The following is an 18,031-nucleotide window of genomic DNA, read 5'->3' on the forward strand; positions in this document are numbered from 1 at the left end:
GGCCGTCGGCGGTAGCGCTGCACCGCAGGCGAAGCGCTACGCTCACGCCATGGTGCGCTTCCTCATCCGACTCGGAGTCTCCCTCGCGCTCGCCGCCCTGGCCCTCTTCATCGCGTCGCTGCTCGTTCCCGGGATGCACCTGCACTGGCAGGGGTTCCTCGTCGCGATCATCGTGTTCGCCGCCGTCCAGACGCTCCTCGAGTGGCTGGTCGAGACCCTGTTCCACCGCGGCGCCCCCGCGGTCGCGGGAGTCGCGGGCCTCATCTCGACGGCGGTCGCCCTCTTCGTCGCCTCCCTCGGCGACGGCATCACCTTCGACGGCATGACGCCGTGGGTGCTCGCCGCCGTCATCGTCTGGATCATCACCGCCCTGGCGGCCTGGCTCTCGGGCAAGTACCTGCTGCCGCGCATCGCCCCCGAGAAGAAGGGCTGAGCATGTGCGTGGCGCGGCCCGGACAGCCGGGTCAGGCTGCTCCGACCCGTCCCGCCGCGAGCGACCCGCGCTCGAGGCATCCGAACCCGAAGGCACCACCCATGCGCAAGCGCACCGTCGCGCTCATCGTCGTCGCCGCCGTCCTCCTCGCCGTCGTCGGCGGGCTGTACTGGGCCGGCCGCCACCTCTTCTACGAACCCACCGCGAAGGGTGTCGACTCGGTCGTCGAGGAGCTCGGCGGCACCCGCGTGCTCGGGGTGTTCGCCCACCCCGACGACGAGCAGACCGTCAACGGGCTGTTCTGGCACGCGCACGAAGGCGGCGCGTACACGGCGATGATCACGGCCACGCCGGGTGAGGCCGGGCATCAGACCCCGGTCGTCGCGCGACAGGAGGACCTCGGCGAGGTCCGCAAAGCCGAGGCGCTGAAGAACAGCTTCAACCTCGGCGTCGATCGCCACGTCGTCTGGGACTACCCCGACGGCGGCGTGCCCGAGGCCGACGAAAGCGAGCTCGTCGACCGCGTCGCCGACGAGATGAAGCGGGTCGAGCCCGATGTCGTCGTCGCGTTCTGGCCCGAGTCGGGCGCGACCGGTCACGAGGACCACATGCAGATGGGCCGCGTGACCGAGCTCGCGATCGCGAAGCTCGAAGAGGCGGGCGGCCCGTACGCCGGGCCGAAGCACCTGGTCTACACGATCAGCCCCTCGGGCGCCCTCGCGGCGTTCGGCGGCGACACCGGCGCGTTCGTCGTCGCGAACCAGCCGAAGCCCGAGTACGCGATGGATGCCGCGGTGGCGAAGAAGCACGAGGGCTGGACGATCCACGCCTCGCAGTCGAACTACATGCAGGAGTCGTACATCCTGCCGACGTGGCTCATCTACCTGCTCTGGGACCAGGAGTTCTACCACGTGCGCGACCTCGAGGCCGAGCCGCTGGCGTAGGGCGGCTCGACGCCGGCGCTGCAGACCCCCTTTCCACGCGAACGGAGGGCAGCCTCCGATTCACTATGCTGACGCTGTGAATCGCGCTCTCGCCCGCAGCCTCGGTGCTGCGCTCCTCGTCTCGTCGATGACGTTCGCCCTCGCCGCCTGCTCGCTCCCGGGCGGCGCTCCCGCCGAGGACTCCCGTCCGTCTGAGCAGCCGGTGGTCGCCACCGAGGCCTCCGGCGACCAGGCGGCCGCGCTCGACCGTTACGTCGCGGCCGTGCAGGAGCAGATGCCGGCACTGTTAGACCAGTTCGGCGGGATGTACTCGGAGATCACAGCCGAGGCGATCGCGCCCGACACCATCGACTACCGCTACGTGTTCACCGAGGCGGTGGACGCAGCCGCGGCCGGACCGACCTTCGACGAGCAGAAGCCGATGCTGCAGACCCTCTGCGACGAGACGCTGTTCCCCGAGATGGAGTCGCACGGGATCACCGAGTCGCCGAAGGTGAAGTACACCTACCTCAACCCCGACGGTTCCGAGGTCTGGACGAACGTCTTCACCTCGGAGTAGCAACGCGAGCCGGTCGACCCGGTGCTGCTCGCCTAGGCTGACTGGCAGGCCCGAGCAGACTGGGGATGGCGCATGACCGAACCGAGACTCGCCGAAGTGCAGGCCGAACTCGCCGCACTCGACGACCCGAAGACGCGCGAGGGCAACGAACGACGGGGCGACACGCACGGCGTGAACCTCGCCCAGCTGCGCGCCCTCGCGAAGCGCGTCAAGACGAACCACGAACTCGCCCTCGAGCTCTGGGCGACCGGCGACACCGCCTCGAGGCTGCTCGCGATCCTGATCTGCAGACCGAAGGCGTTCAGCGCCGACGAGCTCGATGCGATGGTCCGCGAGGAGCCGACGCCCAAAGGCCACGACTGGCTCGTCAACTACGTGGTCAAGAAGAGCCCCCACGCCGAGGAGCTTCGGCTCGCGTGGCTCGACGACGCCGACCCGCTCGCGGCGAGCGCCGCCTGGGCGCTCAACGCCCAACGGGTGTCGAAGCAGCCCGAGCGGCTCGAGCCCGAGGAGCTGCCCGCCATGCTCGACACCATCGAGGCCGAGATGAAGAATGCCCCGAAGCAGGTGCAATGGGAGATGAACACGTCGCTCGCGATGATCGGCATCAACCATCCGCCGTTCCGAGCGCGCGCGATCGACATCGGCGAACGACTCGAGGTGCTGAAGGACTACCCGACTGCCCCGAACTGCACCTCGCCCTTCGCCCCGATCTGGATCGGCGAGATGGTGCGGCGGCAGACGGCGAAGTAGGGCCCGCACAGGTCGGCCCCGGGACGGCCCGGCGATCTCCGCCACGCGGCGGATCCCCGCACGGCGCCCGATCGCTACCGTGGAGGGATGCCCGAGAACGTGACCACCGCCCCGCCCGTGCTGCCGGGCGTCGAGTGGGTCAGGCCGCGCCCGGGCCGCCGCGGGTACCGCAACGACCTCGTGCTCGCGCTCGTGCTCGCCGTGGGCACAGCCGCGAGCGTGGTGCTCTACCGCGCGACCGGCTGGGGCGAGGGCACCCCCTGGTGGGGCGCAGCGCTCTGGGCGGCCGGGATGACCCTCCCCCTCGCCGCGCGGCGCCGCGTGCCCGAGATCGTGGCGCTCGTGGCATCCGCCGTCTTCATCGTCGGCGCCGTCGTGGGCGTCGGCGAGGCGCTCTTCTCGAACATCGCGCTCTTCGTCGCGATCTACACGGTCGGCGCGTGGGGGCGCAGCCGTCGTGTCGCGACGATCGTTCGCGGCGCCATCGTGGTCGTGATGTTCGGGTGGCTGTTCTGGGGGCTCATCTTCTACTCCACGGTGCAGGACCACCTCCCCGAGCTCTCCCGCGAGGGCCTGCTCTCGCCGTACCTCGCCTATGGGTTCATCAACGTGCTCACCAACCTGCTGTACTTCGGCGGCGCCTGGTATTTCGGCGACACCGCCTACCGGTCGGCTCGCGCGCGGGCAGAACTCGAGCAGCGCACGGCCGAGCTCGCGGCCGAGCGCGAACGCACCCGTGTGCAGGCGGTCGCGCTCGAACGCCTGCGCATCGCGCGCGAGCTCCACGACGTCGTCGCCCACCACGTCTCGGTCATCGGCGTGCAGGCGGGGGCGGCGAGGCGCGTGCTCGCCAAGGATCCGGCGGCGGCGACCGCGTCGCTCTCGGCGATCGAGTCGAACGCACGCGAGGCGGTCGATGAACTCCACGGGCTGCTCGGCACGCTCCGCGCCGACGCCGACACCGGGCCGCTCGCGCTCGTCGACGATGCCGAATCCACGACCGGCGAGGCGACCACGAGCACCTCGACCCGCGGGATCGCCCGGCTCGACGAGCTCGTGCGCGAGTCGGCCGACGGCGGGCTGCCCGTGACCCTCGCCATCGTCGGCGAACCGCGGCCGGTCTCGCCGGTCGTCGACCTCAGCGCGTACCGCATCACCCAGGAGGCCCTCACGAACGTGCGCAAGCATGCCGGCGCCGCCGCGACCGCCGAGGTGCGCGTGCGCTGGACCGACGCGGCGCTCGAGATCGAGATCACCAACTCGGGCACCACGACGTCGGTCGCGGGGGCGCGACGATCGGGGTCCACGGCCGGTTCGACCGGGGGCCTCGGCCAGCTCGGCATGCGCGAGCGGGTCGCCGCGGCCGGCGGCACGATCGAACTGCGCACCCGCGCGCGGGGCGGCTACCTCGTGCGCGCGGGCTTCCCGCTGCGCCGGGAGGACGACGCGTGAGCATCCGCGTGCTCGTCGTCGACGACCAGAGCCTCGTACGCGCCGGCTTCCGCACCATCCTCGACTCGGAGGACGGGATCGAGGTCGTCGGGGAGGCGGCCGACGGCCAGGCGGCGATCGAACAGGTCGCGGCACTCGCCCCCGACGTGGTCTGCATGGACGTGCAGATGCCCGGCATGGACGGCCTCGAGGCCACCCGCCGCCTCACGGGCGACGAAGCGACGCATGCGGCCGTGCTCGTGCTCACGACCTTCAACCGCGAGGACTACCTGTTCGCCGCGCTCGATGCGGGGGCGAGCGGGTTCCTGCTGAAGAACTCGAGCCCCGAGCAGCTCATCGAGGCGGTGCAGGTCGTCGCGCGCGGCGACGCCCTGCTCTCCCCGGATGTCACGCGCCGCGTCATCGAGGCGGTGGCGGGCCGCTCGGGGTCGAGCAACGCGGGCGGGCACGAGGCATCCGTCGCCGCGACCGGCACCGCGGATCGCCCGCAGCCGGCCGAACTCGCGACGCTGACCGAGCGCGAGCGCGAGGTGCTCGAGCTGCTCGCGCTGGGCATCTCGAACGCGGAGATCGCCGAGCGGCTCTGGGTGGGCGAGGCGACGGTGAAGACGCACGTGTCGAAGGTGCTCATGAAGCTCGGCCTCCGCGACCGGGTGCACGCGGTGGTCTACGCCTACGAGCACGGCGTGGTGCGGCCGCGCGGCTGAACCCGCGCGGCTCGCCTCGCACGGCTGAACCCACACGGCTCGTCATCTCGGCTCGTGACGAGTCGTCAGCAGGTCCGGCCGACACGCCGCCGTCGAACCCGCGCGTGCGCGCGTCGCCCCGGCGGCGCCGACGACTCGTCGCGCGCCGCTGGAACGGGGCGAGCCGCGGGGTTGACGCCGGCACCGCCCTGTCCTAGTGTTAAGCAATTCATTAATTAAGGAGTTGCTTACATTGGGCGGACCGCAGGACGAGCTCAGCGCGGTGTTCCAGGCGCTCGCCGATCCGACCCGCCGCGCGATGCTCTCGCGCCTCCGGGTCGGGCCGGCGACCGTCGGCGAACTCGCCGAGCCGTTCGCCATGAGCCGCCCCGCGATCTCGCAGCACCTCAAGGTGCTCGAGCGGGCCGGGCTCATCGAACGCACCGCGACGGCGCAGTGGCGCACGTGCACGCTGCGCACCGAACCCCTCGACGAGGCATCCGCCTGGGTCGAGCACCACCGTGGCGAGTGGAACGAACGCTTCGACCTGCTCGCCGAGCACCTCCGCACCATGAAGGAGAACTCGAAATGACCGAGTACGAGACCACGACGACGGATGCCTCCGGCTCCGCCGAACGCCCGCAGTTCACGATCACCCGCGTCTTCGACGCGCCGCGCGAACTCGTCTGGCGGGCATGGACCGAGCGCGCGGACGCGGCAGAGTGGTGGCACCCGCGCGGGGTCGAGATCAAGCCCGGCAGCATCGACGTCGACGCCCACGTCGGCGGCCGCTACCGCTACACGATGGTCGCGCCCGACGGCTCCGAGTACCCGACCGCCGGCGTCTACCGCGAACTCGACCCCCCGAAGCGCCTCGTCATGACCTGGGGCTCGCCGGGCGACGCCGACGACGTGGCGCCCGTGATCACGGTGACGCTCAGCGAGCTGCCGGGCGACCGTACCGAGATGCGGTTCCATGTGCTCGGCATCGACGGCGCCCCCGGCGACGACAACGTCTACGACGGCTGGAGTTCGGCGTTCGACGTGCTGGCCGAACACCTCGGCGCGGCCGACACCGCGGCCGACCCCGCAGGCCGGGCCGACCCCGGTGGGGCTTCCTGATGGGCCGCCTCATCGTCGAGCAGGTCGTGACCGTCGACGGCTACGCCGCCGACCCCGACGGCGGCATCGGGTTCTTCGAGGCCCTGATCCCGCCGGGTGACGACGGCGAGCCCCAGCTCAACGACGCCGAGCAGCTCGACTACGTCTCGCAGGCCGACGCGATCCTGTTCGGCGCGACGACGTACCGGATGTTCGCCGACTACTGGCCGGGCATCGACCCCGCAGTCGAGCACGTCGGCGAGATCGTCAACCGGCTGCCGAAGTTCGTCGTCTCCAACACACTCACGGATGCTCCGTGGGGTGACGGGCGCATCGAGATCCTCCGTGGCGACGGGGCCGAGCAGGCCGCCGCACTGAAGGAGCGTTTCGGCACCGTCATCGTGTGGGGCAGCCTCGTGCTGACCGATGCGCTGTTCGCCGCCGGACTCGTCGACGAGCTGCACCTGCGGGTCGTGCCGACACTCATCGGCGCGGGGCGCTCGTTCACGCCCGGCGGGCTCGGCGACCGCTCGCTCGAGCTCGACCGAGCGGCGCAGCGACCGGGCGGCGTGGTGAGCCTCCGTTATCGCGTGCGCTGAGGGTCGCCGAGCCGGCGGACGGTCGACGCACCGATGAGCGCGCCGTCACCGCCGGAAGGTCACGTGGACGACGCCGCTCTCGGCTGTCTCGCTCGAGACCTCGTAACCGCCCTCGAGCCCGCGCAGGTCCTCCCACAGGCTGAGTCCGCGACCGAGGACGATCGGGGCGATCGCGACGTGGAGCCGGTCGACCAGCCCCGCAGCGAGGAACGAGCGGACTGTTCGCACCCCGCCCCCGATGCGCACGTCGCCCCCGCCCGCGGCGCGGCGCGCCTCGGCGAGCGCCTCCTCGGGCGACGCGTCGCGGAAGTGGAAAGTCGTCCCGCCCGCCATCTCGATCGACGGGCGCGGCGCGTGCGTCAGCACGAACACCGGCACGTGGAACGGCGGCTCTTCGCCCCACCAGCCATGCCAGTCGGGGTCGTCGGCGTTCTGGTGCAAGCCGAACATGCCCGCGCCCATGATCTCGGCGCCGATGTTCTCGAAGTACGTGCGGGCGTACGCGTCGTCGACGCCCGTGGTGCCGGCTCCCGTGTCATCGCCGAACACCCGCTCGCGGAACGTACGCGTGGCCGAGTAGGCGCCGGTGAGGCGGAACCAGTCGGCGCCCATCGGGTTCTCGGCCGTCTGGTCGGTGGTCGAGGCGTAGCCGTCGAGTGAGATGTCGAGGTCGGCGCGAACGGCCACGGGCGGGGTCCTTCCGGTCATCGATCGCGACCCGATCGGGCCGCGACGCCCACTCTTCCCGAGCTCGGGACGACTCCGAAGAGTTTCGATGGCTCTCGAAACACGACCCCGCTCACTCGGCCGAACGGCCGCTCGGCGCGGGCAGACCCTCCCGGAACTCGGTCGAGAGCATGCGGTACGAACGGGTCGTGAACGCCGCGAGCGCGAGCGCGACCATGATGAGGCCCGAGAACAGGAAGACGAGCGCGATGCCGCGCGCCACGCCGTCGCCGAGCACCCACCCCCACGTCGCCTGCCCGTCCGCCGACTCCATGTAGGGGATGATCCAGAACTCGGCGATCGGCGCGATGAGGAACGCGGTGATCGGTGCGGCGGCCGCCTCGAACGCTTGGGCGAAGCCGAAGACCCGCCCCTGCGTGCGGTACGGCACGACCTTCTGGATCACGGTCTGCTCGGCCGCCTCCACCACCGGGATGAGGCACATGTACGCCCAGATGCCGAGCGCGTAGAGCAGCCACCAGTCGCGGATCGTGAACAGCGCCCCGAGCAGCCCCATGCCGATGACGACGAGCAGCATGGTGCGGATCGGGTTGCGCCCGAGCCCCCACCTGGCGACCACCAGACCGCCGATGATGAAGCCGGTCGCGGTGACGCCGAGCACGATGCCCCAGATCTCGACGGGGAAGAGCTCGAGTCCGTACGGGTCCATCAGGGCCATGTACACGCCGCCGATGAGGTTGTTGAAGGTCGAGAAGAGGATGAGCGCGAACAGCCCGGGTGCGGCGCGCACCGCCGTGACACTGCCGCGCAGGTCGATCATCGGCGGCCGGTCGGCGTCGACGACGGGCCGTGCTTCGGGGATGCGGACGAAGAGCAGGTGCACGAGTGCGACCAGTGTCATCGCGATCGCGATGACCAGGGTCCACCCCATGCCCACGATGCCGATCGCGAGGCCGCTGAACACGCTCGTCACCATGAACGCCAGGCCCTGCACCGTGCCGACCATGCCGTTGGCGTTGGCGTGGCGCTCTTCGGGCACGAGCAGCGTGACGGTCGTCGAGAGGGCGATGTTGCGCAGGTTCTCGACGACCGCGCCGAAGAGGATGACCCCCGAGAACACCCAGAACCAGGGCCCGCCCAGATCGACGAGGGCGGTCTCGGGTTGCAGAAGATAGACCACCCCGGCGACGCCGAACGCCACGAGCGAGACGATGCTCGACATCAGCATGACGCGGTGCTTGCGGTGCCGGTCGACGAGGGTGCCGAAGACCATGCCGAACAGGGCGATGAGCAGCATGTAGGCGCCGCCGATGATGCCCGTCGCCAGCACGGAACGGGTTTCGAGGTACACCCAGAACGTGAGCGCGAACCACAGAAAGCTCGTGGTCACGTTCGCGATCATCGTGTTCACGAGCACGTGCATGAACGTGCTCATGCCGTTCGGCGGCACCGCCGGCGGCGACGTCGTGTGCACTGCGTCGAGCCTCTCGCTCACCCTGCGAGGGTAACCTCGACCGCCGACATCCGTAACCCGCTCCCCCGCGAGGCGGAGCTGCGATACCCGTCGCCAGGCGGATGACGCCGGCCTCGCGGCATCCGTACCGTGAGGACATGCTCGAACTCAACGACGTGACCAAGCGCTACGGGGAGCGCCTCGCGCTCGACGCGGTCTCATTCTCGGTCGGCGACGGCCGGCTCACCGGCTTCGTCGGCGGCAACGGCGCCGGTAAGACGACGACGATGCGCATCATCCTCGGTGTGCTCGCCGCCGACGGCGGCAGCGTCTCGCTCGACGGCTCGCCCCTCACCGCCACCGACCGCCGCCGCTTCGGCTACATGCCCGAGGAGCGCGGGCTCTACCCCAAGATGAAGGTGCTCGAGCAGGCGGTGTACCTCGCGCGCCTGCACGGCTGGGCTCCCGCCGCCGCGCGCCGCAATGCGACGGAACTGCTCGATCGCCTCGGCCTCGGCGAGCGCTTCGACGACACGATCGAGTCGCTGTCGCTCGGCAACCAGCAGCGGGCGCAGATCGCCGCAGCTCTCGTGCACCACCCCGAGGTGCTCGTGCTCGACGAGCCCTTCTCGGGTCTCGACCCGATGGCGGTCGAGACGGTGCAGGGGGTGCTCGCCGATGCCGCCGCGGGCGGCGTGCCCGTGCTCTTCTCGAGTCACCAGCTCGACATCGTCGAGCGCCTGTGCGACGACCTCGTCATCATCGCGGGCGGCCGCATCGCCGCCTCCGGCGGTCGCGACGCGCTCCGTGCCGAGCACGGCTCGGAGCGCTGGGAGCTCCTGACCTCCGGCGACACCGGCTGGCTGCGCGAGCGCCCGGGCATCACGGTCGCCGAGTTCGACGGCGGTTGGGCGGTCTTCGAAGCCGAATCGGATGCCGCGCGGCAGGCCGTGCTCGCCGAGGCCGTCTCCCGCGGCGAGGTCGTGAGCTTCACCCGCGAGCACACCACGCTCGCCCAGATCTTCAAGGAGGTCGTGCGATGAGCACCGGATCCGATAACACAGCTGGTCGAGGAGTGAGCGAAGCGAACGTCTCGAGACCGAGCGCGAGGTCTCGAGACGGCGCCGGCGCGCCTCCTCGACCAGCTGTCCCGGCCCCGAACTTCGTCGACAGCGTCTCGCTCATCGCGGGCCGCGAGATCACGATGCGGCTGCGCAGCAAGGCCTTCCTCATCTCGACCGGCATCCTCATGCTCGCGGTGCTCGCCTCGGTGGTGCTCGGCAGCCTCTTCGGCGGCCAGTCAGACCCGGCGAAGGTCGCCGTCGTCGGCGCTGCGGCGACCGCCGTCGAGGGCAACGCGGCGCTCGATCCGGTGCCCGTCGACGACGAGGCCGCCGGCGAGCAGTTGCTGCGCGACGGCGAGGTCGAGGCGATCGTCGCGCCCGCGCCATCCGACCCGCTCGGCATCGCCGTCATCGGCCTCGACCAGACGCCGTCGGGCGTCGTGCAGGCACTCGCGGTGCACCCGACGGTCGAGTTGCTCGAGCCGGCCGCGGTCGACCCCGGCCTCGCCTACCTCGTCGCCTTCGGGTTCGGCATCGTGTTCTTCATGTCGGCGATCACCTTCGGCTCGACGATCGCCCAGTCGGTGGTCGAGGAGAAGCAGACCCGGGTCGTCGAGATCCTGCTCTCGACGGTGTCGGCGCGCGCGCTGCTCACCGGCAAGGTGATCGGCAACAGCGTGCTCGCGTTCGGGCAGATCGTCGCGATCGCAGTGCTCGCGATCGCGGGGCTGCTCGTCACCGGGCAGAAGGTGCTGCTCGGCGGGCTCGGCAGCTCGGTGGTCTGGTTCGTCGTGTTCTTCGCGGTCGGCTTCGTGATGCTCGCCGCGCTCTTCGCCGCGAGCGCCGCGATGGTCTCGCGCGCCGAGGACATGGGCTCGGTCACCACGCCCGTGACGATGCTCGTGATGATCCCGTACTTCCTCGTGATCTTCTTCTTCGACGACCCGACCGTGCTCGCGATCATGAGTTACGTCCCGTTCTCCGCGCCGGTGGGCATGCCCGTGCGCGTCTTCCTCGGCCAGGCCGAGTGGTGGGAGCCGATCCTCTCGCTCGTGATCCTCATCGCGACGACGGCGCTCGCCGTCGCGATCGGCGAGCGGATCTACCGCAACACCCTCCTCAAGACGGGGTCGCGGGTGCCACTCGCCGAGGCGCTGCGCGGGTAACGGGCGGGCACGCGCGGTTCAGACCGCGCCGACTTGCAGGAAGACCCGGCCGGCACCCCCGTATCCCGAGGTGCCGGCCGCATGGTCCTGCAAGTGCCCGAGCCCGCAGCGCCCGACCGCGCCGACTTGCAGGACGCTCCGGTGAGCTCGCCCGTATCCCGAGGTGCCGGCGGTACAGTCCTGCATTCGTATCCGCGCCGAATCACCTGCGACGTCCGCGCCGCCCGCCCCGCGGCATCCGTGCGTCGGCGGCGCGAATGCGCCGATTCCGTGCGTCCGCCGTCACGATGCCTGCCAGGTGCCGGATGGGAGGATGGTTCAGTGAACTCTCCGCTCCACGACACGACCTTCCGCGGCTTCGCCTCCGACAACTACTCGGGCGTGCACCCCGAGGTGCTCGCCGCCATCGCGACCGCCAACGACGGCCACCAGGTGGCGTACGGCGAGGATGTCTACACCGAGCGCCTGCAGCAGGTGTTCGCCCGGCACTTCGGCGAGGGCGTCGAGGCCTTCCCGGTGTTCAACGGCACCGGTGCGAACGTGACCGGTCTGCAGTCGATGCTTCCCCGCTGGGGTGCGGTCGTCTCGGCGAAGACGGCGCACATCAACGCCGACGAGGGCGGGGCGCCCGAGCGGGTCGGCGGCATCAAGCTGCTCACCGTCGCCGCGCCCGACGGCAAGCTCACCCCCGAGCTCATCGACGAGGAGGCGTGGGGCTGGGGCGACGAGCACCGCGCGCAGCCGCTCGTCGTGTCGATCACGCAGACGAGCGAGCTCGGCACTGCCTACACCGTCGACGAGGTGCGCGCGATCGCCGAGCACACCCACGCGCACGGCATGAAGCTGCACATGGACGGCGCTCGCCTCTCGAACGCGGGTGCGACGCTCGGCGTACCGCTGCGCGAGTTCACTCGCGACGCCGGCGTCGACGTGCTCAGCGTCGGCGGTACCAAGAACGGATGCCTCGGCGCCGAGGCGATCGTGGTGCTGAACCCCGAGGCATCCGAGGGACTGAAGTACCTGCGCAAGCTCAACATGCAGCTCGCCTCGAAGATGCGCTTCGTCTCGGCGCAGCTCATCGCGCTCTACGAGGGCGATCTGTGGCTCCGCAACGCGACCCACTCGAACGCGATGGCCGCGCGCCTGCGTGATGCGCTCGACGCCGGCATCGCGGCGGGCGAGCTGCCGGGCCTCGGCTTCTCGCAGGAGACGCAGTCGAACGGCGTCTTCGCGACCCTGCCGCAGGGCGTCGCCGACAAGCTGCGCGACCGCGGCTTCCGCTTCTACGACTGGGACGCCGCTCGCGGCGAGGTCCGCTGGATGTGCGGTTTCGACACGAGCGAAGCCGACATTGACGCGTTCGTCGCCGGCATCCGCGAGGAGCTCGCCGGGGAATGACCTCCGCGACACTACGTCACTGATACGCCTCGGGTATCAGCCCCGGGGGCTGAAACTCCGCGACACTACGTCACTGATACGCCTCGGGTATCAGCCGTGCGCGCCGCGCCGCCGCAGCCCTCACGTCACTGATACCTCAAGCGGATCAGTGACGTAGTCGCCGGGAAGGAATGCCCCGGCCCGGAACACCCGCGCGGGTCAGTCGCCCGCGACCAGGCGCTCGAGCGGGATCGAGGTGCCGAGGACGCGTTCGGCAGCGCGGTGACCCGAGAGCAGCGCCCCGTTGACGGTCGCCGGGCAATCACCCCAGGTCGCCTCGCCTGCGAGGTGCAGCACGCCGCCGATCGGTGTGGCGATGAGGTCGTGATCCTCGTACGTGGCGCCCCGGGCGACGTACGAGTACGAGCCGAGGGCGAACGGGTCGGAGCCCCAGCGGGTGATCCAGTGTCCGGTCGGCTCGGGCAGCGCCCCGCCGTAGATGGGCCGGAGTCCGTCGAGCACCGAGGCGACGATCTCGTCGTCGGCCATCTGCTCGATGCGGCGGGCCCATTCACCGCCCGCGAAGGTCAGCAGCATCGGGGTGCCGCTGACGGCCGACACATCGTACCAGGAGTGCCAGGGCACGCTGTCGGCGCCGAGCCGACGGATCGCGTAGTCGCCGTCCGGCCAGAAGCGCTCGGGGAACTGCAGGAAGACCTTGTTGAACGTGCCCATCCCGACGCGATCGATCGCTCCGGCCACCGTCTCGGGCAGCGCGGGCTCGAAGGCGATCGCCCCGGCCTTGAGCACCCCGAGCGGCACCGTGACGACCACTTCTGCGGCGTCGAACGACTCGGTCGCGGTGGTGATGCGGACGCCGGACTCCGACCATGACACCACGGTGACGGCGTGCTCGAGCCGGACGTCGAGGCCCTCCGCGAGCGCGGTCGCGAGCGCGTCGTAGCCGCCGGGGAACACCACCTCGTCACCGTCGATCGCGTCTTCGTCGAGTCCGTGGGCGTCGACCTCCGCGCCGTCGGCGCCGCACTGCTCCTCGGTGCGGTGGCGGTGGAACGCGCGGGCGCGAGCCGCGCGCTCCGCGCTCCAGCCGAGCTCGTCGAGCACGCGCTCGACGACGTCGGCATAGCTCTCGCCCGGCCCGGATGCCGCGGCCGCCGCCGCGAGACGAGCGCCGACCTCCTCGGCGTCGGCGAGCCACGCGTCGGTCGCCGCGGCATCGAGTTGGCGGTGCGCCTCGTCGTAGTTCGCGATCGGGCGCCCGCCCGCCTGGAAGCTCCCGACAGTGAACTCGACAGTCGGCATGCCGAAGGCCTCGACGAGTCCAGTGAGGGGGTTGCCGTCGATCCCGTGGATCCACGAGGCGCCCCGATCGATACTGAAGCCCGGGGCGCGGTCGGTCCAGGTCCGGCCGCCGACGCGGTCGCGCGCCTCGAGCACGACGACGCGGCGCCCGGCCGCATGCAGCAGCCGGGCGGCGGTCAGTCCGGCGACGCCGGCTCCGACGATGACGGTGTCGAACATGGATCGGGCTCCTTCGGATCGGAAGTCGATGGACGGGCACGGCGGGCGGAGGCGCACGCCCGCCTCCTCACTCGGGCGCGAGCACCTCGGTGTCGCGATTGAGCGAGCGCTTCTGGAAGTAGTCGCGGGAGCCCGGGAACATCGCCCAGACGAACATGAGCACCACCCCGAGCAGGAGCGACCCGATGCCCACGATGAACGCGCCGCCGACCCCCGCGACCTGCGAGTAGCCGTAGTCGGGGTTCAGCATGTCGATCGCCGACTGCACGAACGCCCACGCCATGAAGATGCCGCCGAGGAGCGGGAAGACGAGCCGGAAGAAGACGTTGCGGCGGCTCGCGAACAGCGTGCGGCGGAAGTACCAGACGCACGCGAAGCTCGCGATGGCGTAGAAGAACGCGATGGCGAGTCCCATCGAGAGCAGCGAGTCGGCGAGCACATCGGTCGAGACGAGGTTCATGCCCGCGTAGTAGACGATCGCGATGACCCCGACGAGGGTCGTCGAGAACGTCGGCGTCTTCGACGACTCGTGCACCCTGGCGAAGCGGGCGGGGAGCGCCTGGTAGACGCCCATGGCGAAGGTGCCGCGCGCGGTCGGGAGGATCGTGGTCTGGGAGGAGGAGAGCGCCGAGATCGCGACGGCGATCACGAGGAACCAGCCCATCGGCCCCATCGCCATGCCCGCGAGGACCGTGAACACGTCGTCGGCGTTCGTCTCGTTCGCGAGTCCCGTGCCGGTGTCGCCGAGGCCGGCGAACATCATCGCGACGACGGTGATGCCGACGTAGGTCACCAGCAGGATCACCGTGGTGAGCGTCGCGGCGCGACCCGGGGTGCGACGTGGGTCCTTCGTCTCCTCGGTGAGGGCGAGGCAGGTGTCCCAGCCCCAGTAGATGAAGAGCGCGAGCAGGATCGCCTGCACCATGCCGGTGCCGTCGGCGAGGAACGGGTTGAACCAGTCGAGCGAGATCGGGGTGGCGTCGGGGGCGTAGCCCGAGAAGTAGCCGACGAGGCATCCGATCACGAAGGCCGCCATCGCGAGGTACTGGATCGCGAGCAGCACCTGCTGCATGCGCTCGCCGATCTCGACGCCGCGGAGCGACACCCACGTCATCACGGCGATGATGAGGCATCCGAACACGGTGACGATGACGCGATCCTCGGCGAGCGAACCGTCGCCGAGGAGGCTGAGGAGGTACACCGAGGCGATCTCGGCGAGGTTCGCCATGACGAGCACGCCGGCGACGGCGATGCTCCAGCCCGCCATCCAGCCCGTGCGCGGGCCGAAGGCCTTCGCGGCCCACGTGAACACGGTGCCGCAGTCGGGCACGTCGTTGTTGAGCTCGCGGTAGGCGAAGGCGGTGAACAGCATCGGCACGAACGCGAGGATGAACGCGACGGGTGCCTGTGCGCCGACGGCGATGATCACGTAGCCGAGGGTCGCGGCGAGCGAGAACAGCGGGGCGGTCGAGGCGATGCCGATGACGGTCGAGCCCCACAGGCCGAGCTTGCCGATGGCGAGCCCCTTGGTGGGCGCGCCCGAGCCGGAAGTGTTCATGGGGGAGGCGGTGTCGACCGCACGGGTGGTGCTCACGTGACCTGCTCATCGTCGAGGGGTGGGGGACGCGAACATCCTACCCCGCCGACCGACTAGTCGGTCGGCACCGGGTGGCGCATCGCCTCGAGGGTCGCGATGAGCCAGTCCACATGCGCGGAGGTGAGCACCTCGTCGCCCTCGGGCGGGCTCATCAGCGCGTTGTGGTTCACGCCGTCGCCGACGAAGAGCACCATCCGGGCCAGTCCTTCGTCGCCCGTCGCCTCGACGAGCGCCTCGAGCCAGTCGTCACGGCAGGCGCGCAGCGCGTCGAGCGCCGTCTCGTCGCCGGTCTGCGCGACCCGGTACCCCGCATCGATGAGTCGCTCGAGCTCGCTGTCGCGGTCGAGGGACGACACGAGGTAGTACCGCACCGCCGCTTCGGGCGCGGCACGCATCTCATCGGCATCGCGCCCGGCCTGCGCCCGCATCTCGACGAGGAGCGCGGCTCGCAGCGCCCCCACGGACCCGAAGTGATGCAGCAGCCCCGACTTCGACAGCCCGGCCCGGCCGGCGATCGCCTCGAGCGTCGCCCCGCGGATTCCCCGCTCGACCAGCAGGTCGGTGTACGCGGCGAGGACTCGGGCGGCCTGCCCGTCGACGGTGATCATCTGCACATCGTACGGGCGGCGACACGACAGGGGCGCGACACCCGTTCGAGAGAGAACGGATGTCGCGCCCCGATGCCGCGCGTGCGCCGTCGCCGGCGCCCGGATTCGATCAGCGGCCGACGGCCGCCAGCGCGTTCACGATGCCCGAGCCGTAGAAGCCGTTGCTCTTCTTCGCGCTCTCGCACGAGTGCGTCGCCGTCGAGGTCGAGCCGTTCGGCAGGTGACGGGTGTACGTGAAGTCGGCGGGAATCGGGCACGCCTCGTCGGCCGCCGTCTTCAGCAGCTTCTTCTCGACCGCGTTCGGGTTCATGCGCAGGCCGCCGTTCAGCGGGTCCTTCGCGCCGTACTCGCTCACGACGAGCGCCGCGACGCCTGCGGCGTGGGGCGAGGCCATCGAGGTGCCCTGGATGAACTGGTAGTAGCCGCAGGTGCCCTCGTCGTCACAGCTCTTCACGATGTTCGAGACGAGCGGGTCGCCGTTCTCGTCGAGCTCGCCGTTCGCGATCGCGAGCGACTCGGGGTAGGCCGCGAGGATCGTCTTGGTGACGTCGCGCGTGCCGGCCGGGGTGTCGTACGAGTCGCCGCCGGGTGCCGCCACGTCGATGTATCCGTTGCCGTAACTCGAGTAGTAGGCCTTGCGCTCCGAGATGCCCGTGCTCGAGACCGAGATCACGCCGTCGCCCTCGGCCGGCATCGACACGCACGAGGCGGGGTCGAGCAGGTCACGAACGTACGCCGCTTCACCCGGCACGCTCGCGAAGTCGGGGCTGCCCCCGTCGGTGACCGACTTCGTGTAGTCGATCGCCTCGTTGCCTGCGGCGGCGACGAGGGTCACGCCGTGGCCGCGGGCGTAGTCGAGCGCGCGCTGCATCGCCTCGATGATGACGGCCTGCTCGGCCTGATCCTCGGCCGAGTCGGCGGGGTGGCTCGTGCAGTTGAACAGCCACGGGTCGACGTAGTAGCTCATGTTGACGACGTCGATGCCGGCGTCGCCCGCATAGGTGAGCGCGTCGATCGAGGGCTGGAGGAAGAAGTAGCCCGAGTCCTGACCGGCGCGGAGGTTCACGAGCGTCACGTTCGGGGCGACGCCCGCCATGCCGAGCCCGTTGATCGGCGAGCCGATCGTCGAGGCGACGTGCGTGCCGTGACCGTTCTCGTCGACGTCGGCCGCGTCTTCGCAGGAGCCGTCGGGGTCGTCGGCGCAGGCGCCGTCGATCTCGCCGCCGTTCGCGTCTGCCGGAACGTCGACTGTGAAGTTGCGGCTCAGCTCAGCGTCGAAGTTCGGTGCGATGTCGGGGTGACTGCCGTCGACACCGGTGTCGATGATGCCGACGCGCACGCCCTTCGAGCCCTGCTGGCGGGCGTACGAGCCGTCGACGGTGGCGTCGATCTGCTGCATGTCCCACTGGAGGTCGGCGAGCGGCTCGGCCTCGGGCGTGCCAGGACGGTGCTTCTTGCCCGAGTTCGACTTCGCATCGCCCTTCGCGCTGCGCGGCCCATCGGCCAGCCCCGCTTCGCGGGTCTCCTGCTCGACGGCGTCGACCTTGCGGGCCTCGCCGTTCACTGCACGCGACTCGGGCACGTCGCCGATCACCCGGTTCTCGGCCGTGCCCTGGATGACCGCCTGCGCGTCGGCCGCGGCGGCGAAGCCGGCCCCTGCGGTGACGGTGGCGACGCCGACGGCCGCGTTCTCGGCGACGACGGTACCGCCGGCTGCCTCGATCGCGGCGAGTGCGTCGGCGCTCGAGACGCCTTCGGCGAAGAGCACGACGTACTCGTGGTCGCCGCTCGCCTCCGCGCCGGTGACGGCACCCGCCGGTGACGCGGCGAGCGCGGTCAGCGCGAGCGCGAACACGGAAGCCGCTGCGATGGATCGCATCTTCAGCATGTAGTTTCCTTCCTCATCGATGGAACTTGCCCGGCCATGCTGTCACACGCCATGCCCCCCGGACAGGGGGCGCGCGGAGCGCGCTCGCCCAGAAGCACGGCGCCCAGCCGACGCTCGGGGAA

At 70.6% G+C, this 18,031-nt stretch carries 18 protein-coding genes; 12 read left to right on the top strand and 6 right to left on the bottom strand.

The features are described from left to right. Positions 1 to 49 precede the first annotated feature (49 nt). The 9 genes from H516_RS0106595 to H516_RS0106635 all read left to right on the top strand — a co-directional run bounded on the left by H516_RS0106595 (position 50) and on the right by H516_RS0106635 (position 6,527). A complete protein-coding gene (locus tag H516_RS0106595; RefSeq protein ID WP_022888931.1) occupies positions 50 to 433 on the top strand; it encodes a phage holin family protein in 384 nt (127 codons plus the stop codon). 101 nt (positions 434 to 534) lie between these two features. Further along, positions 535 to 1,377, top strand: coding sequence for a PIG-L deacetylase family protein (locus H516_RS21245; protein WP_022888932.1), 843 nt, complete (start codon positions 535 to 537; stop codon positions 1,375 to 1,377). A gap of 76 nt (positions 1,378 to 1,453) precedes the next feature. Further along, the gene (locus H516_RS0106605; protein WP_022888933.1) at positions 1,454 to 1,936 is read left to right on the top strand and encodes a hypothetical protein; all 483 of its coding nucleotides are present in this window, start codon (positions 1,454 to 1,456) and stop codon (positions 1,934 to 1,936) included. Between the two features lie 72 nt (positions 1,937 to 2,008). Then, positions 2,009 to 2,689 (top strand): DNA alkylation repair protein, encoded by a 681-nt coding sequence (locus H516_RS0106610; protein WP_022888934.1) that lies wholly within the window; start codon positions 2,009 to 2,011, stop codon positions 2,687 to 2,689. Positions 2,690 to 2,776: 87 nt separating this feature from the next. After that, positions 2,777 to 4,141 carry a sensor histidine kinase gene (locus H516_RS22520; RefSeq protein WP_022888935.1) on the top strand — a complete coding sequence of 455 codons (1,365 nt, stop codon included), beginning with the start codon at positions 2,777 to 2,779 and terminating at the stop codon, positions 4,139 to 4,141. Further along, positions 4,138 to 4,848 carry a response regulator gene (locus tag H516_RS0106620; RefSeq protein WP_022888936.1) on the top strand — a complete coding sequence of 237 codons (711 nt, stop codon included), beginning with the start codon at positions 4,138 to 4,140 and terminating at the stop codon, positions 4,846 to 4,848. The genes H516_RS22520 and H516_RS0106620 overlap by 4 nt, the downstream gene beginning before the upstream one ends. Positions 4,849 to 5,080: 232 nt before the next feature. Next, positions 5,081 to 5,419 (top strand): ArsR/SmtB family transcription factor, encoded by a 339-nt coding sequence (locus tag H516_RS0106625; RefSeq protein ID WP_022888937.1) that lies wholly within the window; start codon positions 5,081 to 5,083, stop codon positions 5,417 to 5,419. Continuing rightward, positions 5,416 to 5,949, top strand: coding sequence for an SRPBCC family protein (locus H516_RS18795; RefSeq protein ID WP_022888938.1), 534 nt, complete (start codon positions 5,416 to 5,418; stop codon positions 5,947 to 5,949). Before H516_RS0106625 ends, H516_RS18795 begins: the two co-directional genes overlap by 4 nt. After that, complete coding sequence (locus H516_RS0106635; protein ID WP_022888939.1) at positions 5,949 to 6,527, top strand: dihydrofolate reductase family protein; 579 nt, start codon at positions 5,949 to 5,951, stop codon at positions 6,525 to 6,527. The genes H516_RS18795 and H516_RS0106635 overlap by 1 nt, the downstream gene beginning before the upstream one ends. A 45-nt stretch (positions 6,528 to 6,572) precedes the next feature. Here the strand turns inward: H516_RS0106635 and H516_RS0106640 are convergent, their stop codons facing one another. Then, positions 6,573 to 7,214 (bottom strand): dihydrofolate reductase family protein, encoded by a 642-nt coding sequence (locus tag H516_RS0106640; RefSeq protein ID WP_022888940.1) that lies wholly within the window; start codon positions 7,212 to 7,214, stop codon positions 6,573 to 6,575. Between the two features lie 112 nt (positions 7,215 to 7,326). Further along, on the bottom strand, positions 7,327 to 8,649 hold the full coding sequence (locus tag H516_RS18800) for an MFS transporter (protein ID WP_033196935.1): 1,323 nt from the start codon (positions 8,647 to 8,649) through the stop codon (positions 7,327 to 7,329). Positions 8,650 to 8,825: 176 nt separating this feature from the next. Between H516_RS18800 and H516_RS0106650 the strand changes: the two genes are divergently transcribed. The 3 genes from H516_RS0106650 (at position 8,826) to H516_RS0106665 (ending at position 12,295) form a co-directional block, all read left to right on the top strand. Then, positions 8,826 to 9,710, top strand: a complete 885-nt coding sequence (locus tag H516_RS0106650; protein ID WP_026378512.1) for an ABC transporter ATP-binding protein — start codon at positions 8,826 to 8,828, stop codon at positions 9,708 to 9,710. Positions 9,711 to 9,742: 32 nt separating this feature from the next. Continuing rightward, on the top strand, positions 9,743 to 10,897 hold the full coding sequence (locus H516_RS0106655; protein WP_022888943.1) for an ABC transporter permease: 1,155 nt from the start codon (positions 9,743 to 9,745) through the stop codon (positions 10,895 to 10,897). Positions 10,898 to 11,218: 321 nt separating this feature from the next. Continuing rightward, positions 11,219 to 12,295 (top strand): threonine aldolase family protein, encoded by a 1,077-nt coding sequence (locus H516_RS0106665; protein WP_022888945.1) that lies wholly within the window; start codon positions 11,219 to 11,221, stop codon positions 12,293 to 12,295. Between the two features lie 198 nt (positions 12,296 to 12,493). On the opposite strand, the gene H516_RS0106670 is transcribed toward H516_RS0106665, so the two are convergent. From H516_RS0106670 to H516_RS0106685, 4 genes are all read right to left on the bottom strand, one after another. Beyond that, entirely contained in the window at positions 12,494 to 13,816 is a 1,323-nt protein-coding gene (locus H516_RS0106670) for a flavin monoamine oxidase family protein (protein ID WP_022888946.1), read from the bottom strand. Between the two features lie 67 nt (positions 13,817 to 13,883). Further along, a complete protein-coding gene (locus tag H516_RS0106675) occupies positions 13,884 to 15,374 on the bottom strand; it encodes an APC family permease (RefSeq protein WP_026378515.1) in 1,491 nt (496 codons plus the stop codon). Positions 15,375 to 15,466: 92 nt separating this feature from the next. Next, positions 15,467 to 16,021, bottom strand: coding sequence for a TetR/AcrR family transcriptional regulator (locus tag H516_RS0106680; RefSeq protein WP_022888948.1), 555 nt, complete (start codon positions 16,019 to 16,021; stop codon positions 15,467 to 15,469). Between the two features lie 109 nt (positions 16,022 to 16,130). Continuing rightward, the gene (locus H516_RS0106685; protein ID WP_022888949.1) at positions 16,131 to 17,909 is read right to left on the bottom strand and encodes a S8 family serine peptidase; all 1,779 of its coding nucleotides are present in this window, start codon (positions 17,907 to 17,909) and stop codon (positions 16,131 to 16,133) included. Between the last annotated feature and the right edge of the window lie 122 nt (positions 17,910 to 18,031).

It is taken from the genome of Agromyces italicus DSM 16388, from assembly GCF_000421545.1.
Taxonomy (GTDB): domain Bacteria; phylum Actinomycetota; class Actinomycetes; order Actinomycetales; family Microbacteriaceae; genus Agromyces; species Agromyces italicus.